The organism is Streptomyces sp. NPDC000404 (assembly GCF_040300365.1).
Classification (GTDB): Bacteria; Actinomycetota; Actinomycetes; order Streptomycetales; family Streptomycetaceae; genus Streptomyces; species Streptomyces ramulosus.
In genome coordinates this window covers 91,535-106,817 of record NZ_JBEPDN010000001.1, presented here as the reverse complement: position 1 = coordinate 106,817, position 15,283 = coordinate 91,535, and the positions used below count along the sequence as shown (strand labels likewise).

The window sequence follows — 15,283 nt, the reverse complement described above, 5'->3', positions numbered from 1 at the left end:
GGTGTCAGCCCTCCGAAGGAGCGAGGCGCTCAAGCTCCGCCTCGGTGGACTTGAGCAGGTCGTTCCAGGAAGCCTCGAACTTCTCCACGCCCTCGTCCTCCAGGAGCTGCACGACCTCGTCGTACGAGATCCCGAGCTTCGCGACGGCGGCGAGGTCCGCACGGGCCTGGTCGTAGGTCCCGCGGACGGTGTCGCCGGTGATCTGGCCGTGGTCGCCGGTCGCCTGGAGGGTGGCCTCCGGCATGGTGTTGACCGTGCCCGGGGCGACCAGCTCGTCGACGTAGAGGGTGTCCTTGTAGGCCGGGTCCTTGACGCCGGTCGAGGCCCACAGCGGACGCTGCTTGTTGGCCTGCGCCTTGTCGAGGGCGGCCCAGCGCTCCGAGGAGAAGACCTCTTCGTACGCCTCGTAGGCCAGGCGGGCGTTGGCCAGCGCGGCCTTGCCCTTGAGGGCCTTGGCCTCGTCCGTGCCGAGGGCCTCCAGCCGCTTGTCGATCTCGGAGTCGACGCGGGAGACGAAGAACGACGCCACCGAGTGGATCTGCGAGAGGTCCAGGCCCGCGGCCTTCGCCTTCTCCAGGCCCGTCAGGTAGGCGTCCATCACCTCGCGGTAGCGCTCCAGCGAGAAGATCAGCGTGACGTTGACGCTGATGCCCTTGGCGATGACCTCGGTGATCGCCGGCAGGCCCGCCTTGGTGGCCGGGATCTTGATGAGGGTGTTGGGGCGGTCCACCAGCCACGCCAGCTGCTTCGCCTCGGCGATGGTGGGCGTGGTGTGGTGGGCCAGGCGCGGGTCGACCTCGATGGAGACCCGGCCGTCCTGGCCGTCGGTGGCGTCGAAGACCGGGCGCAGGATGTCGGCGGCGTCGCGGACGTCCGCCGTCGTGATCATGCGGATGGCTTCCTCGACGGTGACCTTGCGCGCGGCGAGGTCGGCGACCTGCTGGTCGTAGCCGTGGCCGTCCGAGATCGCCTTCTGGAAGATCGACGGGTTGGTGGTCACACCGACGACGTGCTGCTGGTCGATCAGCTCGGCGAGGTTGCCGGACGTGATGCGCTGGCGCGACAGGTCGTCCAGCCAGATCGCGACGCCTTCATCGGAGAGGCGCTTGAGTGCGTCTGTCATGGGGGATTGCATCTCCTACTAGTCCTACTGGTTCGTGTACCGGCGTCAGCGCGCGGCGGCTTCCAGCGATTCCCGGGCGGCGGCGGTCACCGCGTCGGCGGTGAAGCCGAACTCGCGGAAGAGGACTTTCGCGTCGGCCGAGGCGCCGAAGTGCTCCAGCGACACGATGCGCCCGGCGTCCCCGACGTAGCGGTGCCAGGTCAGGCCCACACCGGCCTCGACGGCGACCCGCGCCTTGACGGACGGCGGCAGCACGCGCTCGCGGTACTCCCGGTCCTGCTCCTCGAACCACTCGACGCAGGGCATCGACACGACGCGGGTCGGCACGCCCGCGGCCTGCAGCTGCTCACGCGCCTCGACGGCGAGCTGCACCTCGGAACCGGTGCCGATCAGCACGACCTGCGGTTCGCCGCCATCGGCGTCGAAGAGGACGTAGCCGCCCTTGGCCGCGTCGTCGTTCGCCTCGTACGTCGGCACGCCCTGACGGGTCAGCGCGAGGCCGTGCGGGGCGCCCACGCCGAACTCCTTCGTGTAGCGCTTCAGGATCTCGCGCCACGCGATGACGGTCTCGTTGGCGTCGGCCGGGCGCACGACGTTCAGGCCCGGGATGGCGCGCAGCGAGGCCAGGTGCTCGACCGGCTGGTGGGTCGGGCCGTCCTCGCCCAGACCGATGGAGTCGTGCGTCCACACGTACGTCACCGGCAGGTGCATCAGCGCGGAGAGCCGGACGGCGTTGCGCATGTAGTCGGAGAACACCAGGAAGGTGCCGCCGTAGATGCGGGTGTTGCCGTGCAGCGCGATGCCGTTCATCTCCGCGGCCATGGAGTGCTCGCGGATGCCGTAGTGGATCGTGCGGCCGTACGGGTCGGCGCCCGGCAGCGGGTTGCCCGCCGGCAGGAACGACGAGGTCTTGTCGATGGTGGTGTTGTTCGAGCCGGCGAGGTCGGCGGAGCCGCCCCACAGCTCGGGCAGCACACCGCCCAGCGCGGCCAGCACCTTGCCGGAGGCGGCGCGGGTGGCGACCGCCTTGCCGGTCTCGAACGCCGGGAGGTGGTCCTCCCAGCCGGCCGGCAGCTCGCCCGCGGAAATGCGGTCGAACTCGGCGGCGCGCTCCGGGTTGGCGGTCCGCCAGGCGGCGAACGCCTTGTCCCACTCGGCGCGGGCGTCGCGGCCGCGGTCCAGCGCCTCCCGGGTGTGGGCCAGCACCTCGGGCGTGACCTCGAAGGACTGCTCGGGGTCGAAGCCCAGCACGCGCTTGGTGGCGGCGACCTCGTCGGCGCCCAGGGCCGAGCCGTGCGCGGCCTCGGTGTTCTGCGCGTTCGGCGCCGGCCAGGCGATGATCGAGCGGGCCGCGATGAACGACGGACGCTCGGTCTCGGCCTTGGCCGCCTCCAGCGCGCGGGCCAGACCGACCGGGTCCAGGTCGCCGTTGGGCAGCTGCTCGACGCGCTGGACGTGCCAGCCGTACGCCTCGTAGCGCTTGAGGGTGTCCTCGGAGACCGCGGTCTCGGTGTCGCCCTCGATCGAGATGTGGTTGTCGTCCCAGAGGAGGACGAGGTTGCCGAGCTTCTGGTGGCCCGCGAGGGAGGACGCCTCGGCGGAGATGCCCTCCTGGAGGCAGCCGTCACCGGCGATGACCCAGATGGTGTGGTCGAACGGGGAGGTGCCCGCGGGGGCCTCCGGGTCGAACAGACCGCGCTCGTAGCGGGCGGCCATCGCCATGCCGACGGCGTTGGCGACACCCTGGCCCAGCGGGCCGGTGGTGGTCTCGACGCCGGTGGTGTGGCCGTACTCCGGGTGGCCCGGGGTCTTGGAGCCCCAGGTGCGGAACGCCTTCAGGTCGTCCAGCTCCAGGCCGTACCCGGCCAGGAAGAGCTGGATGTAGAGGGTCAGGCTGGAGTGGCCGGCGGAGAGGACGAACCGGTCGCGGCCGGTCCACTCCGCATCGGCCGGGTCGTGCCGCATCAGCTTCTGGAAGAGAAGGTAGGCGGCCGGAGCCAGGCTCATGGCCGTACCAGGATGGCCGTTTCCGACCTTCTGCACGGAATCCATGGCCAGGACGCGGACGGTATCGACGGCCCGCTGGTCCAGTTCGGTCCACTCGATGTCTGTGGTGGTCGGCTTGGTGCTCACCCTGAGTCAGGGCTCCTCTCCACATGTCGAATGCCGCGGACGGTATGTCCGCCAGGCGGTGTCGAGCCTACCCCCGCCGGTGCGTCCGTCTTTTCGACGCGGAGTCGGCCGCGCCGCCCGGCAAAGGGCGCGTTGCCCCGGGCAACCGGCGCGCTCTCTCCGGCAATCCGGACGCGGGGGATGCGACCCCTCTTCCCCAGACTGACGGGAGCGGTCCGCCCTCGCCTCTTGTAAAGGGGAGCGGGGCGGCGGGGCGGGCGCCCGGCGGGCCCGCCGGGGAAGCCAACACGAGCGGACCCCCGCGAAGATCGCGGTATGGCCAACGTCTAAAGTGGCGTGGTACGCGCAAGCCTCGCGGCCGCCAGGGCCGGATGTGCTTGCTGGCCTTATCTCCGCGGCGAAAGCCGCTGATGTTACTTCCAGGGGTGTGCGTGACGGCCGTCGAATCCCGTCCTGCGGGGGCGCTCTCTCAGAGCCCCGGGAGTCCGAACCCCGGCCACCGGCCGTTCGGTGCCCGACTCAAGGCGTTCATCGCGCTCACCAAGCCGCGCGTCATCGAGCTGCTGCTGATGACGACGGTGCCGGTGATGTTCCTGGCCGCCGGCGGCGTCCCGGACCTGTGGCTGGTGCTCGCCACCTGTATCGGCGGCTACCTCTCGGCGGGCGGTGCCGCGGCGTACAACATGTACATCGACCGCGACATCGACGCGCTGATGGACCGCACCGCCCAGCGCCCGCTGGTGACGGGCATGGTCTCGCCGCGGGAGTGCCTGGTCTTCGCGACCGCGCTCGCCGTCGGCTCCACCGTGTGGTTCTGGTACCTCGTCAACCCGCTGTCGGCGATGCTCTCGCTGGGCGCGATCCTCTTCTACGTCGTCGTCTACACGATGATCCTCAAGCGGCGCACCAGCCAGAACATCGTCTGGGGCGGCATCGCGGGCTGTATGCCGGTGTTCATCGGCTGGTCCTCGGTGACCAACTCCGTCTCCTGGGCCTCGCTCGTCCTCTTCCTGGTCATCTTCTTCTGGACGCCGCCGCACTACTGGCCGCTGTCGATGAAGGTCAAGGACGACTACGAGCGCGTCGGCGTCCCGATGCTCCCCGCGGTCGCGGGCAACAAGGTCGTCGCCCGGCAGATCGTCGCCTACAGCTGGGTCATGGTCGCGGTGTCGCTGCTGCTCCAGCCGCTGGGGTACACCGGCTGGTTCTACACCGTGGTCGCGCTGGCCTGCGGCGCGTTCTGGCTGCGGGAGGCGCACGGCCTCCAGGCCCGCGCCAAGGCCGGGATCACCGGGGCGAAGCTCAAGGAGATGCGGCTCTTCCACTGGTCGATCACGTACGTCTCGCTCCTCTTCGTCGCCGTCGCGGTGGACCCCTTCCTCCGCTGACCTCGTACGTCCTCGCACCACGGCCCGTCCGGCACGCTCCGGGCGGGCCTTCGCGTTGGCCGATGCCAAGGGGCGGGCGCCCTCCCCAAGAGGCCTACCGGTGGGTAGCATCGGGGGTATGGCAGACACCAAGCAGGCGGACGAGCAGCCGGCGGCCGAGGAGCGGACGGACGCGCGGGCGGAGAAGCGGACCGGGCGGCACGCGGCGCGGCTCGCCAAGGAGATGCGGGCCTTCGCGGCCGCGCACGGCGGCAGCGCCGAGGGGCAGCTGGCACACATCGGCCGCGGCCGGATCCGCGTCGCCCTCGTGGGCGCCGACGGCGAGTGGGGCAACCTCGTCGCCGACTCCGAGCAGGAGGCCCGGGCGGGCGCCGGGCAGGCCGGTATCGCCCTCCAGGACGACTTCGACGGCGACCTCGCCGCCAAGGTGCGCACCGGCCGCTACGAGTGGACCCGGATGGCCGGAATCCAGGTCGGCGGCCCGGCCAACGGCTGAGCCCGCCGCGGCCCACGTGAAGGAGCCCATCAGGCGCGTGACCTGCACGCGCCCGATGGGCTCCTTCTCGTATGCGGTGCCCCCGGGGGCGCCGGTCAGCCGGCGGCGGCCGGTTCGGCGGGCCGGACCGCCTCGGCGTCGCCGCTGGGCTGCTCCGGCAGTTCCGGCAGCGGGCCGCGGTCGCGCATCGCCAGCACCACCCGCAGCGCCGCGATCCACACCAGCGTCGAGCCGAGCATGTGCAGCCCGACGACCAGCTCCGGCAGCCCGAAGAAGTACTGGACGTAGCCGACGACGCCCTGGAGGAGCAGGAAGACGACGAGGTCGCGGACGGCCCGGCGGGGCGCCTCGGGTGCCTTGACCGCGCGCAGCGTGAACCACAGGGCGACCGTCAGGCCGACGACGATGTAGACGAGGTCGACGTGCGCCTGGGTCACCTCCTGCCAGTCCAGCGGGATGCGGTGCACCTTCCGCGCGTCGCCCGCGTGCGGCCCGGTGCCGGTGACGAGGGTGCCGACCAGCGTCAGCGCGGCGGTCGCGCCCAGCAGCACCCACGCCAGCTGGCGCACCGGCCGTGCGACCAGGTCCCGCGGCTCCTCGTCCCCCTCGCAGGCCCGCCGCCAGGTCACCACGGCCACCGTGAGCAGCGCGGTCGCGAGCAGGAAGTGCGAGGCGACGATGTACGGGTTGAGGCCGGTCAGGACGGTGATGCCGCCGACGACGGCGTTGCCCATCACGATCCAGAACTGCGCCCAGCCGAGCCGGGTCAGCGACCGGCGGCGCGGGGAGCGGGCCCGGGCGGCGATGATGAACAGGCCGACCACCGCGCAGAGCACATACGTCAGCATGCGGTTGCCGAACTCGATCAGGCCGTTGACGCCCATCGCCGCCGTCGGCGTCAGGCTGTCCGGCGTGCAGCGCGGCCAGGTGGAGCAGCCCAGGCCGGACTGGGACAGCCGCACCGCGCCGCCCGTGACGACGATGATGACGGCCATCACGACGGTGGCCAGCGCGGCCCGTCGCACGAAGCGCGCGGAAGGCTGGCAGCTGCGGGCGATCAGCTCAAGGGGGTTCAGCGTTTTCGGCACGGGGGACATCGTAGGCGCCGCCTTGTGCAAAGTTTCACGAGGGGGGCACGGCGCCCGAGACGGTGCGTAGCGCGACGGAACGACCGGGGCGCCGGGCGCGGGCCCGGGCGCCGCGGGAGCCGCCCGCCGCGCCCGTGGCCCGTCCGCTACTCCCAGCGGAAGAACCGCGCCGCCGCGCCCAGTCCGAGCACCGCCCAGACGGCGAGGATGCCGAGGTCGCCCCAGGGGAGCGCGGCGCCGTGCTGGAGGACGGCGCGCAGCCCGTCGGAGAGCGCGGAGATCGGCAGCAGCCCGAGGACCGTCTGCGCCGCGTCCGGGAACTTCGTCAGCGGCACGATGACGCCGCCGCCCACCAGGAGCAGCAGGAAGACGAGGTTGGCGGCGGCCAGCGTCGCCTCGGCCCGCAGCGTGCCGGCCATCAGCAGCCCGAGCCCGGAGAACGCCGCCGTCCCCAGGACGAGCAGCGCGGCGACCGCGAGCGGATTGCCCCGCGGCGACCAGCCCAGCGCCAGCGCGACGACGGTCAGCAGCGCGATCTGGAGCACCTCGGTGACCAGCACCGCGCAGGTCTTCGCGGTCATCAGGCCCCAGCGCGGCAGCGGCGAGGCGGCGAGCCGCTTGAGGACGCCGTAGCGCCGCTCGAAGCCGGTGGCGATGGCCTGCCCGGTGAACGCCGTCGACATCACGGCGAGCGCCAGGACGCCGGGCGCCAGGAAGTCGACGGCACGGCCCGCGCCGGTGTCGATGATGTCGACGGCGGAGAACAGCACCAGCAACAGCGTCGGGATGACGACCGTCAGCAGCAGCTGCTCGCCGTTGCGCAGCAGCATCCGGGTCTCCAGCGCCGCCTGCGCACGGATCATCCGCACCAGCGGCGCGGCCCCGGGCCGCGGGGTGAACGTACCGGTCGCGGTCATACCCGCAGCTCCTTGCCGGTCAGGTCCAAGAAGACGTCTTCCAGGGTGTGCCGTTCGACGGCGATGGCGTCAGGCAGGACGCCGTTCTGGGCGCACCAGGAGGCGACGGTGGCCAGCATCTGGGGGTCGACGGTGCCGGTGACGCGGTAGCTGCCGGGGGCCGGCTCGGCGGTGGTGCTGTCCTCGGGCAGCGCCTTGCGGAGCGACTCCAGGTCGAGCCCGGGCCGCCCGGTGAAGCGCAGGGTGTTCTCCGCGCCGCCCCGGCACAGCTCCTCGGGGGTGCCCTGGGCGATGACCCGGCCGCCGTCGATGATCGCGACATCGTCGGCGAGCTGCTCGGCCTCGTCCATGAAGTGCGTGGTCAGCACCACGGAGACGCCGTCGGTCCGCAGTTCGCGGACGAGGTCCCAGGTGGCGTGGCGGGCCTGCGGGTCGAGACCGGCGGTCGGCTCGTCCAGGAAGACCAGCTCGGGACGGCCGACGACGGCCATCGCCAGCGCGAGCCGCTGCTGCTGACCGCCGGAGAGCCGCCGGTAGGTGGTGCGGCCGCAGCTGCCCAGGCCCAGCCGCTCGATCAGCAGCCCGACGTCGACGGGGTCGGCGTGCAGGGAGGCGGTGTGCCGCAGCATCTCCTCGGCGCGGGCGCCGCTGTAGACGCCGCCGGACTGCAGCATCACGCCGATCCGGGGCCGCAGCCGCGCGGCGTCGGCGACCGGGTCCAGGCCCAGCACGCGGACCGTGCCGGCGTCCGGGCGGCGGTAGCCCTCGCAGATCTCGACGGTGGTGGTCTTGCCGGCGCCGTTGGGGCCGAGGAGGGCGGTGACGCCGCCGCGCGCGACGGTCAGGTCGAGGCCGTCCACCGCGGTCTTGGGGGACCGGGAGCCGTACCGCTTGACCAGGCCGGCGACCTCTACGGCGGGCGCGTGGCCGGGGGTCCGGGGACTCCCCGGGGAGGTGCTGGGCATGCCCGGCAGTCTACGGAGCGCCCGGCGGAGGGCCGCCGCCGGGCCGGTTCTCCGGGGCGCGGGCGGGCGCGCGGGTGGCCGCCTACGGGCGCGGCGGTTCAGCGAAGATTTTTTCCGCGGTTTTCCGGGCGTCCGCGCGAAGATCGCCCTCCGCGCCCGTCCCGCTCAACAGAGGGCTTCCGGGCCTCCGGCCACCCCCTCGTTTAGGTAACCCTAAGTGATCGAGGACACCGTGGAGTGGCCCCGTCGAGGGTTGTCGCAGCTCGCGGAATTACGCAACAATGGCGTTGTGAAAAACGCGAGCGAGGAGCGGAAGGGATCCCCGGCCGGTACGGCCGCCGGGGCGCGCCCGGTCGTCTCCGAGCAGCCCGCCCGGGGCGGCGCCGCTCCGCAGGACGAGCAGCAGGGCACCCGCAACCGCGTCGCCCGCTCCATCCTCGATCACGGTCCGTCCACCGCCGCCGAGCTGGCGCTGCGCCTGGAGTTGACCCAGGCGGCCGTCCGCCGCCACCTGGACGCACTGGCCGCCGACGGCGTCGTCGAGCCCCGCGAGAAGCGGGTCTACGGCACCCGCGGCCGAGGCCGGCCCGCCAAGGCGTTCGCCCTCACCGACTGCGGCCGGGACGCCTTCGACCAGTCCTACGACGAGCTGGCCGCCGACGCCCTGCGCTGGATCGCCCGGTGCGCCGGCGGCGGCGAGGCGGGCGAGGCGGCGGTCGCCGCGTTCGCCCGCGCCCGGCTGGCCGCACAGGCCGAGGGGTACCGCCGGGCCGTCGAGGCCGCCGGCCCCGAGGGGCGCACCCGGGCCCTGGCCGAGGCATTGACCGCGGACGGGTACGCTGCTACGGCGCGCAGCGCGCCCAATTCCCAGCTCGGTGAACAGCTCTGCCAGCACCACTGCCCGGTCGCCCATGTCGCCGAGCAGTTCCCGCAGCTGTGCGAGGCGGAGACCGAGGTCTTCTCCCGTCTGCTGGGGACCCATGTACAGCGGCTCGCCACCATCGCCCACGGCGACGGGGTGTGCACGACCTTCATCCCGAAGGCGGGCGCGCACGGCACCACCGCGTCCGACACCACGAAGACCACCACAGCATCTGCAAGCACGGCCGGGAGGAACCCCGCATGACGCTCCCCACGGAGACTGCCCACCCCGAGCTCGACGGACTGGGCAAGTACGAATACGGCTGGGCCGACTCCGACGTGGCCGGCGCCTCCGCCAAGCGCGGTCTGTCCGAGGACGTCGTCCGCGACATCTCGGCCAAGAAGAACGAGCCGGAGTGGATGCTCAAGCTCCGTCTCAAGGGCCTGAAGCTGTTCGACAAGAAGCCCATGCCCAACTGGGGCTCCGACCTCTCGGGCATCGACTTCGACAACATCAAGTACTTCGTCCGCTCCACCGAGCAGCAGGCCGCCTCCTGGGAGGAGCTGCCCGAGGACATCAAGAACACCTACGACAAGCTGGGCATCCCCGAGGCGGAGAAGCAGCGTCTGGTCGCCGGTGTCGCCGCGCAGTACGAGTCCGAGGTCGTCTACCACCAGATCCGCGAGGACCTGGAGCAGCAGGGCGTCATCTTCCTGGACACCGACACCGCGCTCAAGGAGCACCCGGAGCTGTTCCAGGAGTACTTCGGCACGGTCATCCCGGTCGGTGACAACAAGTTCGCGTCGCTGAACACCGCGGTCTGGTCCGGCGGCTCGTTCATCTACGTCCCCAAGGGCGTCCACGTCGACATCCCGCTGCAGGCCTACTTCCGGATCAACACCGAGAACATGGGCCAGTTCGAGCGGACGCTGATCATCGTCGACGAGGGTGCCTACGTGCACTACGTCGAGGGCTGCACCGCCCCGATCTACAAGTCCGACTCGCTGCACTCCGCGGTCGTCGAGATCATCGTGAAGAAGGGCGGCCGCTGCCGCTACACGACGATCCAGAACTGGTCGAACAACGTCTACAACCTCGTCACCAAGCGCGCCGTCGCCTACGAGGGCGCGACGATGGAGTGGATCGACGGCAACCTCGGCTCCAAGGTGACCATGAAGTACCCCGCGGTCTACCTCATGGGCGAGCACGCCAAGGGCGAGACGCTCTCCATCGCCTTCGCGGGCGAGGGCCAGCACCAGGACGCCGGCTCCAAGATGGTCCACATGGCGCCGAACACCTCCTCCAACATCGTCTCCAAGTCGGTGGCGCGAGGCGGCGGCCGCACCTCGTACCGCGGTCTGGTCGAGATCGGTGAGGGCGCGGCGGGCTCCAAGTCCAACGTGCTGTGCGACGCCCTGCTCGTCGACACCATCTCCCGCTCGGACACCTACCCCTACGTCGACGTCCGCGAGGACGACGTGTCGATGGGCCACGAGGCGACCGTCTCCAAGGTGAGCGAGGACCAGCTCTTCTACCTGATGGCCCGTGGCCTGACGGAGTTCGAGGCCATGGCGATGATCGTGCGCGGCTTCGTCGAGCCGATCGCCAAGGAGCTCCCGATGGAGTACGCGCTGGAGCTCAACCGGCTGATCGAGCTGCAGATGGAAGGCGCGGTCGGCTGACGGCCACGGAACACCCCTGACCGACGCGGCGGCCTTCCTTGGGGAAGGCCGAGTATCGCAACCAGAAAGCGAGCACGACGACAGCCATGGCTGAGGCTCAGAACATCCCGGCGGGTTCCACGACCACCGGTTCCATCGCGGTGGCCGCGGAGTCCACCGTCGCCACCCGCATGAGTGCGCCGCCCTCCTACGACGTGGCGGACTTCCCGGTGCCGCACGGCCGGGAGGAGGAGTGGCGGTTCACCCCCCTCGCCCGCCTGAAGGGCCTGCACGACGGCACCGCGGTCACCGAGGGCAACGTCCTCTACACCATCGAGACCCCGGCGGGCGTCACCCAGGAGACCGTGGGCCGCGACGACCCCCGGGTCGGCAAGGCCGGCACCCCGGTGGACCGTGTCGCCGCACAGGCGTACACCTCCTTCGAGAAGGCGCACGTCGTCACCGTCCCCAAGGACACCCAGCTCACCGAGCCGATCCGGATCGGTGTGGAGGGCCGGGGCGGCACCGCCCTCAAGCACCAGGTCATCGAGCTGGGCGCGTTCGCCGAGGCGGTCGTCGTCATCGACCACACCGGTGACGCCACCTTCGCGGGCAACGTCGACTACGTCCTCGGCGACGGCGCCAAGCTGACCGTCGTCTCCGTGCAGGACTGGGCCGACACCGCCGTCCACGCCGGCCAGCACAACGCGCTGATCGGCCGCGACGCGAGCTTCAAGTCCGTCGTCGTGACCTTCGGCGGCGACCTCGTCCGGCTGCACCCGCGGGTCTCCTACGCGGCGCCCGGCGGCGAGGCCGAGCTGTACGGCCTGTACTTCACCGAGGCCGGCCAGCACCACGAGCACCGCCTCATGGTCGACCACGACACCCCCAACTGCCGCTCGCACGTCACCTACAAGGGCGCCCTCCAGGGCGACGACGCGCACGCGGTCTGGATCGGTGACGTCCTCATCCAGGCGGCCGCCACCGGCACGGACACCTACGAGCTGAACCGCAACCTCGTCCTCACCGACGGCGCGCGGGTCGACTCGGTCCCCAACCTGGAGATCGAGACCGGCGAGATCGTCGGCGCCGGCCACGCCTCGGCGACCGGCCGCTTCGACGACGAGCAGCTCTTCTACCTGATGGCCCGCGGCATCCCGGCCGAGGAGGCCCGCCGCCTGGTCGTGCGCGGCTTCTTCGCCGAGCTGATCCAGCAGATCGGCCTGCCGGACGTCGAAGAGCGTCTGATGAGCAAGATCGAGGCCGAGCTGGAAGCGGCCGCGGCATGAGCTACGTACGTGTGGCGACGCTGGGCGAGCTGGCGGAGGACACCCCGAAGCGGGTGGAAATCGACGGCGTCCCGGTCTCTCTCGTCCGTACCGAGGGCGAGGTGTTCGCGATCAACGACATCTGCTCGCACGCGAACGTCTCCCTGTCGGAGGGCGAGGTCGAGGACTGCTCGATCGAGTGCTGGCTGCACGGATCGAGCTTCGACCTGCGCACCGGCAAGCCGTCCGGCCTCCCCGCGACGCGTCCCGTCCCCGTTTACCCCGTCAAGATCGAAGGAGAGGGCCCGGAAGCCTCCGTGCTCGTCTCCGTCACCCAGGAGTCCTGAGTTCCCCATGGCAACGCTTGAGATCCACGACCTGCACGTCTCCGTCGACGCCGAGAACGGCCCGCGCGAGATCCTGAAGGGCGTCGACCTGACCGTGAAGCAGGGCGAGACGCACGCCATCATGGGCCCCAACGGCTCCGGCAAGTCGACCCTCGCGTACTCCCTCGCCGGTCACCCCAAGTACACGATCACCGGCGGCACCGTCACCCTCGACGGCGAGGACGTCCTGGAGATGTCCGTCGACGAGCGCGCCCGGGCCGGCGTCTTCCTCGCCATGCAGTACCCGGTTGAGGTCCCCGGCGTCTCCGTCTCCAACTTCCTGCGCACCTCCGCCACCGCCGTCCGCGGCGAGGCCCCCAAGCTGCGGCTGTGGGTCAAGGAGGTCAAGGAGGCCATGGAGCGTCTCCAGATGGACCCCGCGTTCGCCGAGCGCAACGTCAACGAGGGCTTCTCCGGCGGTGAGAAGAAGCGCCACGAGATCCTCCAGCTGGAGCTGCTCAAGCCGAAGATCGCGATCCTCGACGAGACCGACTCCGGCCTCGACGTCGACGCGCTGCGCACCGTCTCCGAGGGCGTCAACCGCGTCCGCGAGACCGGCGAGGTCGGCACGCTGCTGATCACCCACTACACGCGCATCCTGCGCTACATCAAGCCCGACCACGTCCACGTCTTCGCGGCCGGCCGCATCGTCGAGTCCGGTGGCGCCGAGCTGGCCGACAAGCTGGAGGCCGAGGGCTACGAGGAGTACACGAAGGGCGGCGCGACCCTGTGAGCGACGCACGCGAGGCCACCGGCCTGCGGACGACCTGCGAACCGCAGGTGCGCCTCGCGGGCGCAGCACCCAAGGAAGGGGCAGGGGCGTGACACACATTCCGGGCCTCCTCGACACCGAGGCGATCCGCAAGGACTTCCCCCTCCTGGACCGTCAGGTCCACGAGGGCAAGAAGATCGTGTACCTGGACAACGCGGCGACCTCGCAGAAGCCGCGCCAGGTGCTCGACGCGCTGAACGCCTACTACGAGCGCCACAACGCCAACGTCCACCGCGGGGTCCACGTCCTCGCGGAGGAGGCCACGGAGCTGTACGAAGGCGCCCGTGACAAGGTCGCCGCCTTCATCAACGCACCGAGCCGCGACGAGGTGATCTTCACCAAGAACGCCTCCGAGTCGCTCAACCTCGTGGCCAACATGCTCGGCTGGGCCGATGAGCCCTACCGCGTGGACCACGAGACCGAGATCGTCATCACGGAGATGGAGCACCACTCCAACATCGTTCCGTGGCAGCTGCTGTCGCAGCGCACCGGCGCGAAGCTGAAGTGGTTCGGCCTCACCGACGACGGCCGGCTCGACCTCTCCACCATCGACGAGGTCATCACCGACCGCACCAAGGTCGTCTCCTTCACCCTGGTCTCCAACCTCATGGGCACCATCAACCCGGTGGAGACGATCATCCGCCGGGCCCAGGAGGTCGGCGCGCTGGTCGTCATCGACGCCTCGCAGGCCGCCCCCCACATGGTGCTGGACGTCCAGGCCCTCCAGGCCGACTTCGTGGCCTTCACCGGCCACAAGATGTGCGGCCCGACCGGCATCGGCGTCCTGTGGGGCCGCCAGGAGCTGCTGGAGGACCTCCCGCCGTTCCTCGGCGGCGGCGAGATGATCGAGACCGTCTCGATGCACTCGTCGACGTATGCGCCGGCGCCGCACAAGTTCGAGGCGGGGACGCCCCCGATCGCGCAGGCCGTGGGCCTCGGCGCGGCCGTGGACTACCTCACCGCGATCGGCATGGACAAGATCGCCGCGCATGAGCACGCGATCACCGAGTACGCCGTCAAGCGGCTGCTGGAGGTCCCGGACCTGCGCTTCATCGGCCCGTCCACGGCCGAGGACCGCGGCGCGACGATCTCCTTCACGCTCGGCGACATCCACCCGCACGACGTCGGTCAGGTGCTCGACGAGCAGGGCATCGCGGTCCGGGTCGGCCACCACTGCGCGCGGCCGGTCTGCCTGCGGTACGGAATTCCTGCGACCACCCGTGCGTCGTTCTATCTGTACTCCACCCCGGCCGAGGTCGACGCCCTGGTCGAGGGGCTGGAGTACGTCCGCAATTTCTTCGGTTAGACAGACAGAGCGGTAGACCACGCACAGCGGATGAGGACGAGGACTGACTGAGCCGTGAAGCTGGATTCGATGTACCAGGACGTCATCCTGGACCACTACAAGCACCCGCACGGGCGCGGTCTTCGGGACGGCGATGCCGAGGTGCACCACACCAACCCGACCTGCGGGGACGAGATCACCCTGCGGGTGCGGCTGGACGGCACGACCGTTGCGGACGTGTCCTACGACGGCCAGGGCTGCTCCATCAGCCAGGCCAGCGCCTCGGTGCTCAACGACCTGCTGGTCGGCAAGCAGCTCGGGGAGGCGCAGCAGATCCAGGAGACCTTCCTGGAGCTGATGCAGTCCAAGGGCAAGCTGGAGCCGGACGAGGCGATGGAGGAGGTGCTGGAGGACGCCGTGGCGTTCGCCGGCGTCTCGAAGTACCCGGCACGGGTGAAGTGCGCCCTGCTCAGCTGGATGGCCTGGAAGGACGCCACGGCCAAGGCCCTTTCCGAGGAGGCGAAGACCGCATGACCGACACGCCCGAGAACACCCTGACCAAGCCGGCCTCGGAGGAAGAGGTCCGCGAGGCCCTGTACGACGTCGTCGACCCCGAGCTGGGGATCGATGTCGTCAACCTCGGCCTGATCTACGGCATTCACATCGACGACGCCAACATCGCCACCATCGACATGACGCTGACGTCCGCGGCCTGCCCGCTGACCGACGTCATCGAGGACCAGGCGAAGTCCGCCACGGACGGCATCGTCAACGAGCTGAAGATCAACTGGGTCTGGATGCCCCCGTGGGGTCCCGACAAGATCACCGACGACGGCCGCGAGCAGCTGCGCGCCCTGGGCTTCAACGTCTGACCGACGCCCCGTCACCCCGTACGGCCGTGCCTTCCGAAGACCTCGGAGGGCACGGCCGTCGGCGTGT

Annotated in this window: 15 protein-coding genes; 10 read left to right on the top strand and 5 right to left on the bottom strand. The window is 70.7% G+C overall.

The annotated features are described in order from the left end of the window. Nucleotides 1-4 precede the first annotated feature (4 nt). Together tal and tkt are read right to left on the bottom strand one after the other, a co-directional pair. Nucleotides 5-1,123 (bottom strand): transaldolase, encoded by a 1,119-nt coding sequence (gene tal / locus ABT345_RS00525; RefSeq protein WP_345082871.1) that lies wholly within the window; start codon nucleotides 1,121-1,123, stop codon nucleotides 5-7. A gap of 45 nt (nucleotides 1,124-1,168) precedes the next feature. Next, nucleotides 1,169-3,256: a transketolase gene (gene tkt, locus ABT345_RS00520; RefSeq protein WP_345082867.1), complete on the bottom strand. Its 2,088-nt coding sequence runs from the start codon at nucleotides 3,254-3,256 to the stop codon at nucleotides 1,169-1,171. Nucleotides 3,257-3,687: 431 nt separating this feature from the next. On the opposite strand from tkt, the gene ABT345_RS00515 reads away from it, so the two are divergent. After that, on the top strand, nucleotides 3,688-4,644 hold the full coding sequence (locus tag ABT345_RS00515; RefSeq protein ID WP_345082865.1) for a heme o synthase: 957 nt from the start codon (nucleotides 3,688-3,690) through the stop codon (nucleotides 4,642-4,644). 118 nt (nucleotides 4,645-4,762) lie between these two features. Further along, a complete protein-coding gene (locus tag ABT345_RS00510) occupies nucleotides 4,763-5,140 on the top strand; it encodes a hypothetical protein (RefSeq protein WP_345082862.1) in 378 nt (125 codons plus the stop codon). Nucleotides 5,141-5,235: 95 nt separating this feature from the next. Here the strand turns inward: ABT345_RS00510 and ABT345_RS00505 are convergent, their stop codons facing one another. The 3 genes from ABT345_RS00505 to ABT345_RS00495 all read right to left on the bottom strand — a co-directional run bounded on the left by ABT345_RS00505 (nucleotide 5,236) and on the right by ABT345_RS00495 (nucleotide 8,110). Next, nucleotides 5,236-6,228 (bottom strand): COX15/CtaA family protein, encoded by a 993-nt coding sequence (locus ABT345_RS00505; RefSeq protein WP_345082859.1) that lies wholly within the window; start codon nucleotides 6,226-6,228, stop codon nucleotides 5,236-5,238. Nucleotides 6,229-6,374: 146 nt separating this feature from the next. Further along, on the bottom strand, nucleotides 6,375-7,145 hold the full coding sequence (locus tag ABT345_RS00500; RefSeq protein ID WP_345082856.1) for an ABC transporter permease: 771 nt from the start codon (nucleotides 7,143-7,145) through the stop codon (nucleotides 6,375-6,377). Then, complete coding sequence (locus ABT345_RS00495; RefSeq protein ID WP_345082853.1) at nucleotides 7,142-8,110, bottom strand: ABC transporter ATP-binding protein; 969 nt, start codon at nucleotides 8,108-8,110, stop codon at nucleotides 7,142-7,144. Before ABT345_RS00495 ends, ABT345_RS00500 begins: the two co-directional genes overlap by 4 nt. Nucleotides 8,111-8,399: 289 nt before the next feature. Here ABT345_RS00495 and ABT345_RS00490 point away from each other — a divergent pair, with 289 nt between their 5' ends. From ABT345_RS00490 to ABT345_RS00455, 8 genes are all read left to right on the top strand, one after another. Next, nucleotides 8,400-9,236: a helix-turn-helix transcriptional regulator gene (locus ABT345_RS00490; protein WP_345082850.1), complete on the top strand. Its 837-nt coding sequence runs from the start codon at nucleotides 8,400-8,402 to the stop codon at nucleotides 9,234-9,236. Beyond that, a complete protein-coding gene (gene sufB / locus ABT345_RS00485; RefSeq protein WP_345082847.1) occupies nucleotides 9,233-10,654 on the top strand; it encodes a Fe-S cluster assembly protein SufB in 1,422 nt (473 codons plus the stop codon). Before ABT345_RS00490 ends, sufB begins: the two co-directional genes overlap by 4 nt. Nucleotides 10,655-10,740: 86 nt before the next feature. Then, nucleotides 10,741-11,922: a Fe-S cluster assembly protein SufD gene (gene sufD / locus ABT345_RS00480; RefSeq protein ID WP_345082844.1), complete on the top strand. Its 1,182-nt coding sequence runs from the start codon at nucleotides 10,741-10,743 to the stop codon at nucleotides 11,920-11,922. After that, nucleotides 11,919-12,248 carry a non-heme iron oxygenase ferredoxin subunit gene (locus ABT345_RS00475; RefSeq protein ID WP_345082841.1) on the top strand — a complete coding sequence of 110 codons (330 nt, stop codon included), beginning with the start codon at nucleotides 11,919-11,921 and terminating at the stop codon, nucleotides 12,246-12,248. Before sufD ends, ABT345_RS00475 begins: the two co-directional genes overlap by 4 nt. 7 nt (nucleotides 12,249-12,255) lie before the next feature. After that, nucleotides 12,256-13,020: a Fe-S cluster assembly ATPase SufC gene (sufC, locus tag ABT345_RS00470; RefSeq protein WP_345082838.1), complete on the top strand. Its 765-nt coding sequence runs from the start codon at nucleotides 12,256-12,258 to the stop codon at nucleotides 13,018-13,020. Between the two features lie 88 nt (nucleotides 13,021-13,108). Then, on the top strand, nucleotides 13,109-14,365 hold the full coding sequence (locus tag ABT345_RS00465; protein WP_345082835.1) for a cysteine desulfurase: 1,257 nt from the start codon (nucleotides 13,109-13,111) through the stop codon (nucleotides 14,363-14,365). A gap of 54 nt (nucleotides 14,366-14,419) precedes the next feature. Next, nucleotides 14,420-14,878: a Fe-S cluster assembly sulfur transfer protein SufU gene (gene sufU, locus ABT345_RS00460; protein WP_345082832.1), complete on the top strand. Its 459-nt coding sequence runs from the start codon at nucleotides 14,420-14,422 to the stop codon at nucleotides 14,876-14,878. Further along, on the top strand, nucleotides 14,875-15,216 hold the full coding sequence (locus tag ABT345_RS00455) for a metal-sulfur cluster assembly factor (protein WP_030282991.1): 342 nt from the start codon (nucleotides 14,875-14,877) through the stop codon (nucleotides 15,214-15,216). Before sufU ends, ABT345_RS00455 begins: the two co-directional genes overlap by 4 nt. Nucleotides 15,217-15,283: the final 67 nt, after the last annotated feature.

Bases quoted from the DNA above. Each gene is read 5' to 3' on its own strand.
- sufB (WP_345082847.1), top strand. From the start codon at position 9,233: ATGACGCTCCCCACGGAGACTGCCCACCCCGAGCTCGACGGACTGGGC.
- tal (WP_345082871.1), bottom strand. From the start codon at position 1,123: ATGACAGACGCACTCAAGCGCCTCTCCGATGAAGGCGTCGCGATCTGG.
- sufD (WP_345082844.1), top strand. From the start codon at position 10,741: ATGGCTGAGGCTCAGAACATCCCGGCGGGTTCCACGACCACCGGTTCC.
- ABT345_RS00475 (WP_345082841.1), top strand. From the start codon at position 11,919: ATGAGCTACGTACGTGTGGCGACGCTGGGCGAGCTGGCGGAGGACACC.
- ABT345_RS00495 (WP_345082853.1), bottom strand. From the start codon at position 8,110: ATGCCCAGCACCTCCCCGGGGAGTCCCCGGACCCCCGGCCACGCGCCC.
- ABT345_RS00500 (WP_345082856.1), bottom strand. From the start codon at position 7,145: ATGACCGCGACCGGTACGTTCACCCCGCGGCCCGGGGCCGCGCCGCTG.
- ABT345_RS00510 (WP_345082862.1), top strand. From the start codon at position 4,763: ATGGCAGACACCAAGCAGGCGGACGAGCAGCCGGCGGCCGAGGAGCGG.
- ABT345_RS00455 (WP_030282991.1), top strand. From the start codon at position 14,875: ATGACCGACACGCCCGAGAACACCCTGACCAAGCCGGCCTCGGAGGAA.
- sufC (WP_345082838.1), top strand. From the start codon at position 12,256: ATGGCAACGCTTGAGATCCACGACCTGCACGTCTCCGTCGACGCCGAG.